We start from the raw sequence: 15,840 nt of genomic DNA, 5'->3' as shown, positions 1-15,840 counted from the left end.
GATAATGAAAAAATGGTCTCACTGGCTGGCAGCTGGCGCGCTGGCACTGGGGATGCAGTCTGCCCAGGCGGACGACGGTAAAACGCTCTACTTCTATAACTGGACCGAGTATGTCCCGCCGGGCCTGCTGGAACAGTTTACTAAAGAGACCGGCATCAGGGTGATCTACTCGACGTATGAATCCAATGAGAGCATGTATGCCAAGCTCAAAACCTGGAAAGATGGCGCCTACGATCTGGTGGTGCCCTCAACCTACTTCGTGGCGAAGATGCGTAACGAAGGCATGTTGCAGAAGATCGATAAGAGCCAGCTGAGCAACTTCAGCAACCTTGATCCGAATCTGCTGAACAAGCCGTTCGATCCCAACAACGATTACTCCATTCCCTACATCTGGGGCGCAACGGCGATTGGCGTCAACCGTGACGAGATCGACCCTAAGAGCGTCACCCGCTGGGCCGACTTGTGGAAGCCGGAATATAAGCAGAGCCTGTTGCTGACCGACGATGCGCGGGAAGTGTTTCAGATGGCGCTGCGTAAGCTCGGTTACTCCGGTAACACCCGCGATCCGGCGCAGATCAAGGCGGCTTATCAGGAGCTGAAAAAGCTGATGCCGAACGTGCTGGCGTTCAACTCCGACAATCCGGGCAACCCCTACATGGAAGGTGAAGTGAATCTGGGGATGATCTGGAATGGCTCAGCCTATGTAGCCCGTCAGGCGGGAACGCCGCTGGAAGTCGTCTGGCCCGAAGAAGGCGGCATTTTCTGGATGGATAACCTGGCCATTCCTGCTAACGCGAAAAACAAAGCGGGCGCGCTGAAGCTGATTAACTTCCTGCTGCGCCCCGACGTAGCGGCAAAAGTGGCAGAGACCATCGGCTATCCAACGCCGAATCTGGCCGCCAGAAAACTGCTGCCAGCGGCGGTGGCGAACGATCCGTCACTCTATCCGTCCGATGAAATCATTCAGCACGGCGAATGGCAGGATGATGTCGGCGATGCCAGCGTGCAGTATGAGACGCTGTTCCAGCAGCTGAAAGCGGGCCGTTAAGCCTGATAACCGGGCGGCAACAGCCGCCCGATTTATTTGTACAGGCCGCGCAGCAGCGTATGCACGAACTCCGGCACCACTTCGCTGGCCAGGCCGTAGTGACGCTCGGCAAACTCATTGCCCACCTGGCTCGGCTCCAGGTTCAGCTCGACGGTGTGCGCGCCCTGCAGTTTGGCTTCATGCACAAAACCAGCTGCCGGATAGACATGGCCTGAGGTCCCGATAGCAATAAAGTAGTCGGCCTGCTCCAGCGCCTGATAGATCTGCTCCATGCCCAGCGGCATCTCACCGAACCACACCACATGCGGACGCAGCGCGGACGGAAACTGGCAGCAGGTACAGCGGTCATCCGGGGTGATATCACCGGTCCACTCAATCACCTGGCCGCTGTTGACACAGCGTACCTTCAGCAGTTCGCCATGCATATGCAGTACCCGCGCATTGCCGGCACGCTCATGCAGATTATCGATATTCTGCGTCACCAGCAGAAAGTTATCACCCAGCACCTGTTCCAGCTCCGCCAGCGCCAGATGGGCGGCATTGGGCTGAATCTCCGCCTGCTGCAGCTGCTGACGACGGGCGTTATAGAAACGTTGCACCAGCGCAGGATCGCGCTGGAAACCTTCCGGCGTGGCAACATCCTCAACATGATGTTCTTCCCACAAGCCGTCAGCGGCGCGGAAGGTGCGGATGCCGGACTCAGCAGAAATGCCAGCGCCGGTCAGCACCACCACATGCGGCTGCGGATGGGCGGCCAGTTCGGCCTGACGATCACGCTCGAAAATTCGCTGGCGAAAGCGCTGATGCACCTTTCTCCGGGTCTTTTTAAGGCGGGCAAGTCGTATGCGGCGACGTGGTGTACGCATAAAATCTCCTGGAGCAGCGGCTTCGGCGAGCCGCTATAAACAAATTCTGGGCTGAAAACACCCGATAATAACGGTTGCGCATGACAGCGCCATGCAGCAGAGGCCGAAAATGTGCGCGGCGCGAAGAGTGGATTCGCGCCGCGTGTCATTACTGTCCGCTCAATACCCGAGCCGGGTCGATGCGGCTGGCGCGTCTGGCAGGATACCAGCTGGCGACCAGGCTCAACACAATGGCGGTAATCAGAACGGAGAACACATCGATCCAGTGCAACTCCGACGGCAGGAAGTCGATAAAGTAAATATCGCCCGCCAGCAGATGATGGCCGGTAAGTGACTCCAGCCCGCGTACCAGATGTGTCAGGTTGAGTGACACCAGCACGCCCACCACCACGCCGCTGACGCTGCCGAGCAGGCCTGCCAGCAGACCGTACCAGATAAAGATGGAGCGAATCAGACGATCTTTGGCACCGAGGGTACGCAGCACCGCAATATCACTGCTTTTGTCTTTGACCGCCATCACCAGCGTGGAAACGATATTAAAGCAGGCAACGCCAATCACCAGCACCATCGCCAGATACATGATGGCGCGAATCATCTGGATATCGCGATACATGTAGCCGTAGGTGCCGATCCAGCTTTTGATATAGACATAAGAGCGGGTCGCTTCGCCGGCATCCCGTACCAGCTTTACCGCCTGGAACGGGTCATTCATTTTTAATGCAATGCCGGTGACGCTGTTGCCCATATCCAGATAGTGCTGTGCATCAGCCAGCGGCACCAGCGCCAGACTGTGATCGAGCATGCCGCTCAGCTGCAGGATACCGCTGACCTGAAGCCGGATACGCTTCGGCTGCAGCAGCTTATTCTCCCCGTCGTTATTCGGGATCATGATGGTAATCCAGTCACCCTGTTTAACCTTCAGCGTATCCGCAATGCCGCCGCCGAGGATGATCTGCTGTTTACCGGCGGCAAAAGTGGACCAGGCGTTGCTGGCGACAAACTGCGGCAGCGCGCTGAGACGCGGCTCCTGCGCCGGATCGACGCCTTTAACCTGCAGCGCTTCCAGCCGCGCACCGCTTTCAATCAGCCCGGTGAAGTTGATATAAGGCGCGGCCGCCGCAATGCCGGGGACCTTTTCAATCGGTGCAATCATCGACTGCCAGCGCTGAAATGGCTGATTCACCGCTTCAATCTCACCGTGCGGTACCACCGCCAGAATGCGGTTATTCAGCTCACGCTCAAACCCGTTCATCGCGCTCAGGCCGATAATTAACACCGCCACGCCCAGCGCAATACCGATGGTTGAGATCACCGAAATCAGCGATACCATGCCGCCACGGCGACGACCCCGGCTAAAGCGCAGACCTAACAGCAGCGATAACGACGATCCCATTACACCGCTCCTGCCATGCTCAGCTGTTCGCTTAACTGCCCGTCACGCATCTCCATCTGGCGCGACATCCGTTTCGCCAGCTGCAAATCGTGGGTCACCACCAGAAACGCGGTGCCCTGACGCACGTTAAGTTCACCCAGCAGGGCAAAAATCGCATCGGCATTGCGCGCATCGAGGTTACCGGTGGGCTCATCGGCCATCACCAGACGAGGACGGTTGACCAGCGCACGGGCAATCGCCACGCGCTGACGTTCACCGCCCGACAGCTCCGATGGCCGGTGAGCGGCGCGGTGATCGAGTCCCACCGCGGCCAGCATCTCGCGGGCGCGATCCTGCGCTTCAGCTTTGGCCACTTTGCCAATCAGCAACGGCATCGCCACGTTCTCCAGCGCGCTAAAATCGGGCAGCAGATGATGAAACTGATAGATAAAGCCCAGCTCGCGGTTGCGCAGATCCGCTTTAGCCGAGGAGGACATGGCGTTCAGTGACTGACCATCAAATATCACATCGCCCGAGGTCGGCGCATCCAGACCGCCCAGCAGGTGCAGCAGGGTACTTTTGCCCGATCCTGAACTGCCGACGATGGCCGTCAGTTCACCAGGCTGCAGGCTGAAAGCCACATTGCGCAGCACATCGGTCTGCACGCTGCCTTCCTGATAGCGTTTACACAGGTCGCGACACTGCAACAAAGGAGAGTTACTCATAACGTAAAGCCTCAGCGGGTTGAACGGCGGCAGCGCGCCACGAAGGATAGAGCGTAGAAAGCAGCGCCACCACCATCGCGCTCAGGGCGATGGTCACCACTTGCCACAGATTAATGTCGACCGGCAGCGCGGCACCCTCAAGGAACAGGCCGATCAGCGGCATCAGATTATTCAGCTGACTGGCCAGCAACACGCCCAGCAGCGTACCGAGTAAGGTGCCGATAATGCCGGCGCTGGCGCCCTGCACCATAAACACCGCCACAATCTGTCGGCGCGTCAGCCCCTGGGTTTGCAGGATCGCTACCTCGCCCTGCTTCTCCATAATCAGCAGGCCCAGTGAGGTGATGATGTTAAAAGCGGCAACGGCGATGATCAGGCTCAGCAGCAGCCCCATCATGTTTTTCTCCATCCGCACCGCCTGGAACAGATCGCCCTTGCGCTCACGCCAGTCTTTCCATACCAGCCCGGCTGGCAGGGTCTGCTGACTCAGGCTATCAACCTGCAGCGGCTTATCCAGCCACAAGCGCCAGCCGGTAATATTCCCGGCCGGATAGCGCATCACGCGGGACGCATCCTGCTGATTGACCAGAATCTGATAGCCATCAACTTCACTGTTGGCGGCATAGGTACCCGCCACGGTAAACAGACGCTGGCTCGGGACCCGTCCCATCGGGGTAAACTGGCTGACCGACGGCACCATCAGACGCAGCTGATCGCCGCGCTTCACGCCGAGCTGTGACGCCAGCTGCTCGCCGAGGATCACATTATATTGTCCGGGTTGCAGCACGCTCTGTTGGGTATTGACCAGAAAAGGGGTGAGCGGATCTTTTTCATCCGGCTGAATGCCGAGCATCACGCCCACCGAGACGCTGTGCGGGCTTTGCAGCACCACGTTGGCGGTGGTCAGCGGCGCAATGCGGCTGATGCCCTGCAACGCCAGGCTGGAAGCCGGTTGTTGTTGCGGGTTGATACTGCCTTTATCGCTGGTCACCAGCGCCTGAGGCATCAGCCCAAGAATGTTGCCTTCAAGCTCACGTTCAAAGCCGTTCATGACGGACAGAACCGTCACCATCGCCAGCACGCCAAGCGTAATGCCAATAGTAGAAAGCCAGGAGACAAAGCGACCGAAGCGATCCGATGCGCGTCCGCGCATGTAACGCAGACCGATAAATAGCGCGACAGGTTGATACATGGAATCCAGTAAGCCGTTGCCTGAAAATAGGTAGGGGGATGATAAAGGAGCCGCTGCCTTTATGAAACCTCTAACCCTCTGAGTCGGCGGCAAAGTTGTATCAGAACGGGTCAGGCTGCGCGACAAAGCGCCAGTATAGCGGCTAAAGCTGCGGGTTATTGGCGGATTATCCCGCAGCGATCGGGGTAGACTACAATCAGTAAGACGATAAGGCGTGACGTTATCGCACAGCGGTAAGAGGTAGCGACCATGTTTAAATTTCCCAAAGGCAGCATCGTAAAACATAAATCCGGGGAGATCAGAGGCGAAGTGATCAACGTCTTCGGGCAGGGAGATGCGCCCGCCGGCTACTACGTAAAATGGGATGATGGCAATCATAGCTATCATTCTGAGCAGGAATTAACCTGGGCGAACATTGACCGCCCGCGCATGTATTACACACAGCAATCCATAAAATAATCCTCAGCCCTGTCCGGCTGTTTACCCCGTCGCCACCGTGCGACGGCGGTTTTCCCCCGCCCTTCTCCTCGATTTGCCATCTACGCTGACCCTCGCTTATCCCGCCCGAACCGCGGGTTCCGCTCGCTGCCGCAGGAAAATTGTGCCGCAGAGGTGATCGCCATGACGTAATATGGAATGATTACGTCATGGTAAAAATGGAGCAACCCCGAGATCCCATGTCCGAACAGACTCGCTATACCCTGCCCGTTAAATCCGGCGATCACCGTCAGCTCGGCCAGCTTATTGGCGCTGCGCACGCGGTGGAGTGTGCCAGCATTACCGAGCGACATGCCGGTCCGGTGTTAATGATTACGCCCGATACCCAAACCGCCCTGCGTCTGCTGGACGAGATCCGCCAGTTTACCGATCTGCCGGTGGCGCATCTCGCCGACTGGGAAACGCTGCCTTACGACAGTTTTTCACCGCATCAGGATATTATTTCCGCCCGTCTGTCGACGCTGTATGGATTGCCGGTAATGCAGCGCGGCATGCTGATTATGCCGGTCAATACCCTGATGCAGCGCGTCTGCCCGCACAGTTTCCTGCACGGCCATGCGCTGGTGATGAAACAGGGACAGAAACTGTCGCGCGATCGGCTGCGCGATCAGCTGGAGCAGGCGGGTTACCGTCATGTCGATCAGGTGATGGAGCATGGCGAATACGCCACGCGCGGTGCGCTGCTCGATCTCTTCCCGATGGGCAGCGACCAGCCCTACCGCATCGACTTTTTTGATGATGAGATCGACAGCCTGCGCCTGTTTGATGTCGACAGCCAGCGTACGCTGGAAGCGGTAGCGGAAATCAATCTGCTGCCTGCGCATGAGTTCCCCAGCGACAAGGCGGCGATTGAGCTGTTCCGCAGCCGCTGGCGCGAAATTTTTGATGTGCGCCGCGAGTCGGAGCACGTCTATCAGCAGGTCAGCAAAGGGACGCTGCCCGCCGGTATCGAATACTGGCAGCCGCTGTTTTTTGAGCAGCCGCTGCCCAGCCTGTTCAGCTATCTGCCTGACAATACGCTGATTGTTAACTGCGGCGATCTGGAAGGGAGCGCGACCCGCTTCTGGCAGGATGCCGAAGCCCGCTATGAGAATCGCCGGGTCGATCCGATGCGTCCGCTGCTGGAACCCACCAACCTGTGGTTACGGCCTGATGCATTAATGGGCGAGCTGAAAAGCTGGCCGCGTATCCAGATGACCAATGAGCAGCTGCCCGCGAAAGCCGCCAACACCAATCTGGGTTATCAGCCTCTGCCCGACCTGACAGTACAGGCGCAGGCTAAAGCGCCGCTGGATCATCTGCGTCAGTTCATCGAAACCTTTAGCGGTGCGGTGGTCTTCTCGGTTGAGAGTGAAGGTCGTCGCGAAAGCCTGCAGGAGCTGCTGGCGCGCATTAAACTCCGTCCTCAGGCGGTCAAACGCTTCGATCAAACCGGCGAAGAACGGTTCAGCCTGATGATTGGCGCCAGCGAGCGCGGCTTTATTGATACGCAGGGCAACCGGGCGCTGATTTGTGAAAGCGACCTGCTGGGTGAGCGCGTCAGTCGCCGCCGCCAGGATACCCGCCGCACGATTAACCCGGACATTCTGATTCGTAACCTGGCCGAGCTGCATCCCGGCCAGCCGGTGGTCCATCTTGAACATGGCGTTGGCCGCTACATTGGCCTGACTACGCTGGAAGCGGGCGGCATTCAGGCTGAATACCTGATGCTCTCCTACGCCAACGACGCCAAACTCTATGTGCCGGTCTCCTCGCTGCATCTGATCAGCCGTTACGCTGGCGGTGCCGACGATAATGCGCCGCTGCATAAGCTCGGCAGCGATGCCTGGTCACGCGCCCGGCAGAAAGCGGCCGAAAAAGTCCGTGACGTGGCGGCAGAACTGCTGGATATCTACGCTCAGCGTGCCGCCAAAACCGGTTTTGCCTTTAAACATAATCGTGAACAGTACCAGCTGTTCTGCGAAAGTTTCCCGTTTGAGACTACGCCCGACCAGGCGCAGGCGATCAATGCGGTGCTCAGCGATATGTGCGAGCCGCTGGCAATGGACCGCCTGGTATGCGGTGACGTGGGCTTTGGTAAAACCGAAGTGGCAATGCGCGCCGCGTTTCTGGCGGTTGAGAACAATAAGCAGGTGGCGGTGCTGGTGCCGACCACCCTGCTGGCGCAGCAGCACTACGATAATTTCCGCGATCGCTTCGCTAACTGGCCGGTGCGGATTGAAATGCTGTCGCGCTTTCGTACCGCCAAAGAGCAGGCCCAGGTGCTGGAGCAGGCCAGCGAGGGCAAGATCGATATTCTGATCGGTACCCATAAGCTGCTGATGAGCGATCTCAAATGGCGCGATCTCGGCCTGCTGATCGTCGATGAGGAGCACCGCTTTGGCGTGCGTCACAAAGAGCGGATTAAAGCGATGCGGGCCGATGTCGATATCCTGACCCTGACCGCAACGCCGATCCCGCGGACCCTGAATATGGCGATGAGCGGCATGCGCGATCTGTCGATCATTGCCACCCCGCCGGCGCGCCGTCTGGCGGTGAAGACCTTTGTGCGTGAGTTTGACGATCTGGTGATTCGGGAGGCGATCCTGCGCGAAATATTGCGCGGCGGGCAGGTCTACTACCTCTATAACGACGTCGAAAATATCGAGAAAGCGGCACAGCGCTTAACCGACCTGGTGCCGGAAGCCCGTGTCGCCATTGGTCACGGTCAGATGCGTGAACGCGACCTGGAACGGGTGATGAATGATTTCCATCATCAACGGTTTAACGTGCTGGTGTGTACCACCATCATTGAGACCGGCATCGATATTCCAACCGCCAATACCATCATCATTGAGCGTGCGGATCACTTCGGTCTGGCGCAGTTGCATCAGCTACGGGGACGCGTCGGCCGATCGCATCATCAGGCCTACGCCTGGCTGCTGACGCCGCATCCTAAAGCGATGACGGCTGATGCGCAGAAGCGGCTGGAAGCGATCGCGTCGCTGGAAGATCTGGGTGCCGGTTTTGCGCTGGCGACGCACGATCTGGAGATTCGCGGTGCTGGCGAGCTGTTGGGTGAGGAACAGAGCGGCCAGATGGAGACGCTGGGCTTTTCGCTCTATATGGAGCTGCTGGAAAATGCGGTGGATGCCCTGAAAGAGGGTCGCGAGCCGTCGCTTGAAGATCTCACCAGCAACCAGACCGAAGTCGAGCTGCGGATGCCCGCCCTGCTGCCGGAAGAGTTTATTCCGGATGTCAGTACGCGCCTCTCCCTCTATAAACGCATCGCCAGCGCGGAGAGTGAGGATGAATTGCAGGAGCTGAAGGTAGAGATGATCGACCGCTTTGGCCTGCTGCCCGATCCGGCACGCAACCTGCTGGACGTGGCAATTTTGCGGCTTAAAGCGCGGGCGGTGGGCGTACGCAAGATTGAAGCCAGCGACAAAGGTGGCTATTTCGATTTTGCGCCAGATAACAGCGTTGATCCGACCTGGCTGATTGGCCTGCTGCAGAAAGATCCTAAACAGTGGAAGCTGGAAGGTCCGACGCGCTTACGCTTTACCCGTGAACTGTCGGAAAGGAAAGTCCGCATGGAATGGGTGCAGGGATTCGTATCACAACTGGCTGAAAATCGGGCCTAGCGCCCTTTCATTGCGGTGTTCGGCAAAGTGGAGTAAAAACAAAAAGGCGCATCTCAGGATGCGCCTTTTCTTTACTACTGTGCTGTGTGGCCGCTAATGCGGCAAAGCTTTGCCCAATTACGCCTGGTCGCTATTAAGAATCAGCTGACCATTGCGGTCCAGTGGGATACGTGTGCCAGGGTCATTTTCCATGCGGATTTTGCCCTGCTGGTCGCCTATTTTATAGGTCACGTCATATCCCAGCATTTTCTCTTGTTTATCATATACCGTTTTGCAGCGCTGCTCGGTTGTGGTGTAGGTATCACGGTTCTGCATACCGGCCTGGACCTGATTACCGGCATAACCACCGGCAACGGCACCTGCCACCGTCGCTACATCTTTACCGCGACCGCCACCAAACTGATGACCTAATACTCCACCCGCTACTGCACCTAATACCGAGCCAGCCAGACGGTTTTCATCCTGTACCGCACGACGATGCGTCAGCGTCACATTACGACATTCCTGACGCGGCTGCTTAATGCTCTCTTTGATGGGCGTTGCAGCCAGCACCTGTGCGTATTGTGGACCGCGATCAAACACATTCATGCCTGCCACGGCGGCAACACCTAACGCCGCTGCCACACCAATACCGATACCCGCTAACATTGATTTATTCACAGGAAGTTCCTCCTGAAAGTGTTACCGCGCATTCCTGCCGCTGAAGCATCCTCTTCAACTGAGGCAGATCGGCGTGCGCGACTCGCCGTGTTTCATGGGATTAAGTTTTACAGATGGACCGAAATTGCAACATCAGATAAATGGAGGAAAACGGTCACTCTGGCAACAGTGCCAGCTTTTAGGAGAGTTCCGAGGCGGAAAAAGCAGCAGCAATAACGGGTGAAACAGAGGAGTCAGACCTGAAAAATCAGTGGGATAGCCGCTGCGCTAGCTGAAATTTAAGCGTGACGCCGCAGGGTGCTTGACGTTGCCTTAGTCAGGCTCCGTAACGGCACTTTACCGTAGCCCGTGTCACGCTTGCGGTAAATTAACTGATAGTGGCGGGCAGCTACACTGTTTTGTGGTGAACAGGATAAGCATTCCGGTTCCGTACCGTAATGCTTATCCTCTCGGCGATTTAGAAACGGTAGCCAACGGCGATATTAAAGCCATTGATGGCGACATCATCGTTATATTTGACCCTGGTACCTTCATAGCCAACACTGATGGACAGTGCGCTTATCGGGTTAACCACTACGCCTGCACCGTAAGCAAAGGAGGTTTTGCTTTCGTTATACTCTTCAGAGTATTGCGTCAGATAAGTGGTTTTATCTTCAACTTTGGTATGAGCCAGACCGATCAGACCATACAAGCTGACATAGTCATTGATACGATAGGCCGGACCCGCCATCAGTGAATAATATTTCAGCTCTGTTTTGCTGTCATACCCACCAATTTCATTAAAATAATCATTACGCTCGGAATAGGTGTCATCGCCTTTCATGTAGCTGAATGACCCGATAACGCTTAATGGGGAATCCCATTCATAACGATACTGAACATTCACCCCACGGATATTTTTAAAATCGTCCACCTTACTTTGCGCATAACCGACCGAGACGGTATGGTTATCCGCCAGCGCAGCGCTACCGGTAAACAGGCCACCACAAAGTAATGCTATTAACGCAATTTTGCTTTTCATTCCCGGATTATTCCTTTCAATAATTTAAAATTATTCCCCTGCGCTTCACGCAGGACTTCGTTCCCTGAATCACCAATATCCGACGGAAAGAGAATGTCGACTATCCATCCGCCTATACCGGACAGGAATTTCTTAGCGCACGCCGCGATTCGCTATCAGTGCGGAATCACCAGGTGCGCTGTTTAAGCACGTTAAGACTTCATGTACAAAAGACCGCTGCATTTTAAATTTTGTGACGCGACTACGCTTTTAAATTACTGGCATATGATATCAGTTGACAACCGCTAATTAATCAAAAAACCAGACCTTGAATCTGAACTCTATAGGCGATCTGCATTAATAAAATATGAAGTTAGCTCTTTTCAACTCTCATATAATTCGTGCCATCATTAAATCAAAAGCCGACCAGCGCATCAAGACCGGATATCGGTAAAATAAGCATTTTGGGAATATTATTAATGCACTTCTTACCTGTCTATTTGATTCTCAGACACGTTCAGCTTACCGATTCATTTAAATGCCTTATCGCGCTAACAACAGCTTCTGCGTTTCAGTAACAGAGATGTGTAACCCCGCCTTCGCTTGCTGACAGATAATCTGACACTCTTGCTATAAAGCATGACTTCGATATCCTGGTTATTTGTGCAGAAACGCCGGTGAACATCTTTTATAAAGCCGGTTTCGTAGCGTTGCAGAGTTTTTAATAGTCGCTGCTCAGCCACTGCTTCTGATTAACGAAACGCGGATCGGTCTCCACCAGACAGTGACTGTCGCTGGAGGGTTTTCGCTGCCGGTCGCCTTCAGTACAGCCGCTGCATTCACCCGCAGGAAAATCCCTTCGTTACCGGTTTCGGCGGCGATACAGGCGTAAGCCGGAAGACTGGCTCAAGGCGGGTTAACGCGGATTTACAGCATGAAAGCCTACCTGCAACTGATGTTACAGAAGGCGACACGACGAAGGGATAAGCAAATTGCAGACCGGAAAAAAACAGTCCATTTTTCAGAGGTGCCTCGCAATTTATGTCTTAGCTATCAGCGAGTTCACCCGGAAGAAGGTGTATATTTGAACAGGATAAAACAGGAAAGGAAGAGCATAACGAGAGATTATTAGCGCGGGCTGAAGGTGTCTCACCACCGACAGCCCGCTGACCACAAGCAACTGATAAGGAGTTGATTATGGCTGAGACACATCATAAGCCAGGCACCACCACACCCACAACTAAATCAAGGCGTTATACCGTGGGGTATATCCGGGATCATATTAAGCACCAGCCGTCACCGTCGATCACGCTGCGGGGCCACTGGATGGGGGATCTGGGGTTTGAGACGGGGAAGAAGGTTGAGGTAATTTGTGAGCAGGGAGAGCTGATCATCCGGCTGGCGACTGAAGGATAACGGGCTGATACAAGCAAAATCCCAGCCGATTGGCTGGGATTGATACAGGCTTAGCCAAAGGCCGTTACTGTATATTGGTTGATGATATAAACGTCTTCAACAGCACATTCGGGATAGATCCACTTAGCCCAATTATTAATCACCCATTCGGTACTTAAAGCATGGCCTTCTGAAGAAGCACTTTCTGGTGGTAATTCAACTAACATTGAACCTGCTTTAAATCCAGAGGATACAACCAAGCCATGAGTGTGTGCTAAGTCGATTACCATAAAATCCACAATATCTTCGTAAGGCCACGCCGCTGGCAATCTAAAGACTCTTCCTCGCCGGATAGACTTCTCTGGATAATTTAATAGCTTAATTTGCTCCATCATTTAATCCTCAAGTTATGTCCGCCAGATTTATCTTTGCTATCAGGAATTTCTTTCATGGCAAAGTTAACTTCCATGACATGTTTCCCCTGTGGGGTAACTACTTCAAAACGTCCATGTTGCGTATCAAGAGCATAAAGATTTCCATCCGCCCCACGATATACATCGCGATTATTCATTTTAGTCAACTTGCTGTCTTTAATCAGCCCATGTTCTGCAACAACTTTAGCCGCAGTTTGTTTGACTATAGCAACTCGTTCTCCTGGGGGTAATTTAAATAGACTGGCTTCAAAATCACCAACAGTTGCGCCCGTAGCTATCTTAATATTCGGGTCAACAGCTTTAACAATACCTGGAATCTTCTTACCCGGCAGCATAATCCCTGCCAGCATTCCACCTGTCGCTTCCAGCGCCGCCTGATTTCCTTCAGACGCCTGTACCACCGTCTCTTTCACCGCAAACCAGGTATCGCTGCTCATCAGCGCCTTAACACCGTCTGCCACGGCCTGATTTTTACCCGCTAAATCACTCAGCGCTTTGTTACAGTAGCTGTCCCCAGTAGCACAAGACGCCAGCGCCATTGCCGCATCAGCAGCGTAATCGGCTCCGCCTAACGCCGCATCACCGCTATCTGCGAGGGCATTGATAATACCGTTGGCGATGGAAGAGGTTGTACCTTCACCCAGTTTTTCCCTGACCTTATCTTTCAGAGATTCGGCAGCTTGCTTCGCCGTTGCACGAGCCTGATCACCGGACAGGGAGTTATTTTCCACCGTCGTCTGACCGGCCAGCGCGCCCGCCATCGCATCGACCGTACTGTCTCCGGCCAGTCCGCCTGCCAGACCCGCCGCCAGCGTTGCCAGTGCGCTTACCGTCTGCTTCTCGGTTTCACTCAGCTGACCGGCGCTTTTGCCGTAGACCTCCAGCGCGATCATTCCCGCCTTTTCTGCCGTTGCTGCGCCTGCGGCACCTGCCAGGGCATTATTCCCCTGTGCGGCGGCCAGCGCAGCGTTCACCGCGGCGTGCGCCATGACTTTACCGGCGTCATCCAGCCCGCTGCTGCCGATAATATTCGCGATGTAAGGCGCCGCCCCGCCCGCTGCGGCCTTCGCCAGATCGCCTCCGGCCAGCCCCTGTATCACTGCCGTGGCCGCCTGCATTCCTCGTTGCAGCGACGAACCCGTGCCGAACGGCTTCATCGCCGTGTCGTAGGCCTGCTTCGCCACGTCCGCATCCGTGAGCGGCTTGTCGGACGCGGCGAGTTGTTCTCTGGCCGCCTTCAGCGCCGTCGGGTCCTGCTGCGCCTTCAGGCCCGCTATCTCACCCTGCGTCCGCGCAATATCCCCCGCCTGGCTGCCGATTTCCGCTATCAGCTGCGCCGCCTTCAGCCGGTTCGGCTCCTTCTCTTTATCAAAGATAACTCCCAGCCGGGTGGCTGGGATTAATTTTTCGGATTATCTTTTATTTAGATCTTATTCCCAAACGGAACATTTCTGTTGGAAATAAAGGTTGCAGTATGATTTCATTATTAAAAATAAATAATCTCGGTGATAAGGCTGTAACATCATAAATATTTTCAGCAATCAAACTCAAGTTTGACCTGAAAATAGGAATGCTGGCATCATCTACAAGAACGAATACATCCGCATTTTTCATGCAATCTATATTCAATAAATCATCAATATTTTCATAATCAGAATATTCAATTTCCGGCCAAGAAACACCCCCACTTACAAAAGGATATTTATTTAAAATATCAATAGCTTCTTTCTTTTCTTGGCCTTCAACAATTCCGAAATCAGCACTAAGCGCTTCTTGACATTCTTCAAATAAAGTCATGTTCTCTACCTGTTTAGCTGCTTCAATATCGTTTCAAAAGCTTTTTCGTTACCCTCAAATGGTATGACCTGCTTAACCGCTTTTCCTGGCCCCTTACCTTGAGAATAATCCCATATATTGATATGAGTGCCTTTGTCTGGATCATAATCAACACGCCAACCAACTTTACCGTCGCTGGATTGCCGCCCAATAACTTTCCCATTTCCAGCACTTACTTCCAGCCGTCCAATCACAGGTTTAGAATCAGCACCTAAATTACCGACAATATCCAATGCTTTATTTCGGGCGCTTTCCCAATTTTTCTCAGGGGAAAGTATTTGTTCAATTCGATTTCCTGGTTGTGTACCAGGTTTAATTTTCCCGATTCCAGCAGCGATCCCTGCCGCACTGGTTCCTACCACCTGAGCCAGAGAGTTTATCACGAGCTGCTTCGCTTCAGGTGAGTCACCGGACATCAGCGCATTATGAATCGCCGCATTTCTGTCCGCCTCAAGCTGGATCGTCGTTACCTGAAGGATTGAAAGCTCGTTCTGTTCTGCCGCACTCAGACCGCCATCAGCTCGAGCTTTTTCCAGCAACTCACTGGTACGGTTAGCATAATCAGCCTGTAATCTGCCAACTTCATTCGCTTTATCAACACAGCCCTGAGCGCCTGTACACTCCACCACACGCTTTTGTTGTGCCGCTGAGACCTGCTTGTACTTCTCGGTGACTGCTCCTTCACAGGCTTTGTTGCCCTGACACCGCGACATTTCCTGAACGCGGGACTGGTTTTCCTGCACACTCAGCGCATTATTCTCCACAACAACATTTGCTCAATCCCGGCTCAGTCTATTCAATGGCTGGGATTTTCAGATCATAGAGGTAGTTTATCCAGTAAATTATTTAGTCTCTCTGTATCTTCAGGATTCAACAGGAGATACCTCTCACATGCCAGACGGACGTACTGATAGCAGACTTCTTCACTAACAATGACAGTATCTGCTTCAGAAGCGGGATAGCCAACGGCAAATTCAACGCCTTCAAAATGTTCGCTTTCATCATAACTATCCATATCTGGAAAATTACAATAAGCACCATCGGTGTTAAAGCCGACTTTTCTTATAATGTGTTCAATAACCTCCAGAAAATTCTTATCAGAGGACATGATATTAAAATAACCTACGATGATCTCATTTAAACCTGAATGTACATCCGACATGTCAAATAAGTTCTTATTCATATCAATTT

15 protein-coding genes and 1 pseudogene are annotated in these 15,840 nt (G+C 54.0%); 5 read left to right on the top strand and 11 right to left on the bottom strand.

What is annotated here, in order from left to right; all coding sequences use genetic code 11:
• The first annotated feature begins 4 nt into the window (after window positions 1–4).
• A complete protein-coding gene (potD, locus tag ACX3P5_RS06960) occupies window positions 5–1,048 on the top strand; it encodes a spermidine/putrescine ABC transporter substrate-binding protein PotD (protein WP_233984604.1) in 1,044 nt (347 codons plus the stop codon).
• 32 nt (window positions 1,049–1,080) lie between these two features.
• Here potD and cobB read toward each other — a convergent pair whose 3' ends face one another.
• From cobB to lolC, 4 genes are all read right to left on the bottom strand, one after another.
• Window positions 1,081–1,914: a Sir2 family NAD+-dependent deacetylase gene (gene cobB, locus ACX3P5_RS06955; RefSeq protein ID WP_031374476.1), complete on the bottom strand. Its 834-nt coding sequence runs from the start codon at window positions 1,912–1,914 to the stop codon at window positions 1,081–1,083.
• Window positions 1,915–2,062: 148 nt separating this feature from the next.
• On the bottom strand, window positions 2,063–3,307 hold the full coding sequence (gene lolE, locus ACX3P5_RS06950) for a lipoprotein-releasing ABC transporter permease subunit LolE (RefSeq protein ID WP_458968459.1): 1,245 nt from the start codon (window positions 3,305–3,307) through the stop codon (window positions 2,063–2,065).
• Entirely contained in the window at window positions 3,307–4,011 is a 705-nt protein-coding gene (lolD, locus tag ACX3P5_RS06945; protein WP_094120409.1) for a lipoprotein-releasing ABC transporter ATP-binding protein LolD, read from the bottom strand. The genes lolE and lolD overlap by 1 nt, the downstream gene beginning before the upstream one ends.
• Complete coding sequence (lolC, locus tag ACX3P5_RS06940) at window positions 4,004–5,203, bottom strand: lipoprotein-releasing ABC transporter permease subunit LolC (protein WP_458968458.1); 1,200 nt, start codon at window positions 5,201–5,203, stop codon at window positions 4,004–4,006. Before lolC ends, lolD begins: the two co-directional genes overlap by 8 nt.
• A 249-nt stretch (window positions 5,204–5,452) precedes the next feature.
• Between lolC and ACX3P5_RS06935 the strand changes: the two genes are divergently transcribed.
• On the top strand, window positions 5,453–5,662 hold the full coding sequence (locus ACX3P5_RS06935) for a hypothetical protein (protein WP_233984607.1): 210 nt from the start codon (window positions 5,453–5,455) through the stop codon (window positions 5,660–5,662).
• Window positions 5,663–5,880: 218 nt separating this feature from the next.
• Window positions 5,881–9,324, top strand: coding sequence for a transcription-repair coupling factor (gene mfd, locus ACX3P5_RS06930; RefSeq protein WP_233984608.1), 3,444 nt, complete (start codon window positions 5,881–5,883; stop codon window positions 9,322–9,324).
• Between the two features lie 117 nt (window positions 9,325–9,441).
• Here the strand turns inward: mfd and ACX3P5_RS06925 are convergent, their stop codons facing one another.
• Together ACX3P5_RS06925 and ACX3P5_RS06920 are read right to left on the bottom strand one after the other, a co-directional pair.
• A complete protein-coding gene (locus tag ACX3P5_RS06925; protein ID WP_094120406.1) occupies window positions 9,442–9,984 on the bottom strand; it encodes a glycine zipper 2TM domain-containing protein in 543 nt (180 codons plus the stop codon).
• A gap of 457 nt (window positions 9,985–10,441) precedes the next feature.
• Window positions 10,442–11,005, bottom strand: a complete 564-nt coding sequence (locus ACX3P5_RS06920; RefSeq protein WP_458968457.1) for an Ail/Lom family outer membrane beta-barrel protein — start codon at window positions 11,003–11,005, stop codon at window positions 10,442–10,444.
• 1,176 nt (window positions 11,006–12,181) lie between these two features.
• Between ACX3P5_RS06920 and ACX3P5_RS06915 the strand changes: the two genes are divergently transcribed.
• Window positions 12,182–12,400, top strand: coding sequence for a SymE family type I addiction module toxin (locus ACX3P5_RS06915; RefSeq protein WP_458968456.1), 219 nt, complete (start codon window positions 12,182–12,184; stop codon window positions 12,398–12,400).
• Between the two features lie 50 nt (window positions 12,401–12,450).
• On the opposite strand, the gene imm45 is transcribed toward ACX3P5_RS06915, so the two are convergent.
• The gene (gene imm45, locus ACX3P5_RS06910; protein WP_458968455.1) at window positions 12,451–12,774 is read right to left on the bottom strand and encodes an Imm45 family immunity protein; all 324 of its coding nucleotides are present in this window, start codon (window positions 12,772–12,774) and stop codon (window positions 12,451–12,453) included.
• The gene (locus tag ACX3P5_RS06905) at window positions 12,771–13,802 is read right to left on the bottom strand and encodes a VENN motif pre-toxin domain-containing protein (RefSeq protein WP_458968454.1); all 1,032 of its coding nucleotides are present in this window, start codon (window positions 13,800–13,802) and stop codon (window positions 12,771–12,773) included. Before ACX3P5_RS06905 ends, imm45 begins: the two co-directional genes overlap by 4 nt.
• Here ACX3P5_RS06905 and ACX3P5_RS06900 point away from each other — a divergent pair.
• Complete coding sequence (locus ACX3P5_RS06900; protein ID WP_458968453.1) at window positions 13,794–14,216, top strand: hypothetical protein; 423 nt, start codon at window positions 13,794–13,796, stop codon at window positions 14,214–14,216. The genes ACX3P5_RS06905 and ACX3P5_RS06900 overlap by 9 nt on opposite strands.
• A gap of 16 nt (window positions 14,217–14,232) precedes the next feature.
• Here the strand turns inward: ACX3P5_RS06900 and ACX3P5_RS06895 are convergent, their stop codons facing one another.
• The 3 genes and pseudogenes from ACX3P5_RS06895 to cdiI all read right to left on the bottom strand — a co-directional run bounded on the left by ACX3P5_RS06895 (window position 14,233) and on the right by cdiI (window position 15,832).
• Entirely contained in the window at window positions 14,233–14,610 is a 378-nt protein-coding gene (locus ACX3P5_RS06895; protein WP_233984613.1) for a CDI toxin immunity protein, read from the bottom strand.
• A gap of 5 nt (window positions 14,611–14,615) precedes the next feature.
• Window positions 14,616–15,017, bottom strand: a pseudogene (locus tag ACX3P5_RS06890) (hypothetical protein); the annotation flags it as partial.
• Window positions 15,018–15,466: 449 nt separating this feature from the next.
• A complete protein-coding gene (gene cdiI / locus ACX3P5_RS06885) occupies window positions 15,467–15,832 on the bottom strand; it encodes a ribonuclease toxin immunity protein CdiI (RefSeq protein WP_089414322.1) in 366 nt (121 codons plus the stop codon).
• Window positions 15,833–15,840 lie beyond the last annotated feature (8 nt).

It is taken from the genome of Pantoea sp. S-LA4 (genome assembly GCF_054482835.1).
The sequence above is the reverse complement of the archived record's forward strand: the minus strand, read 5'-3'. Positions and strand labels throughout refer to the sequence as shown.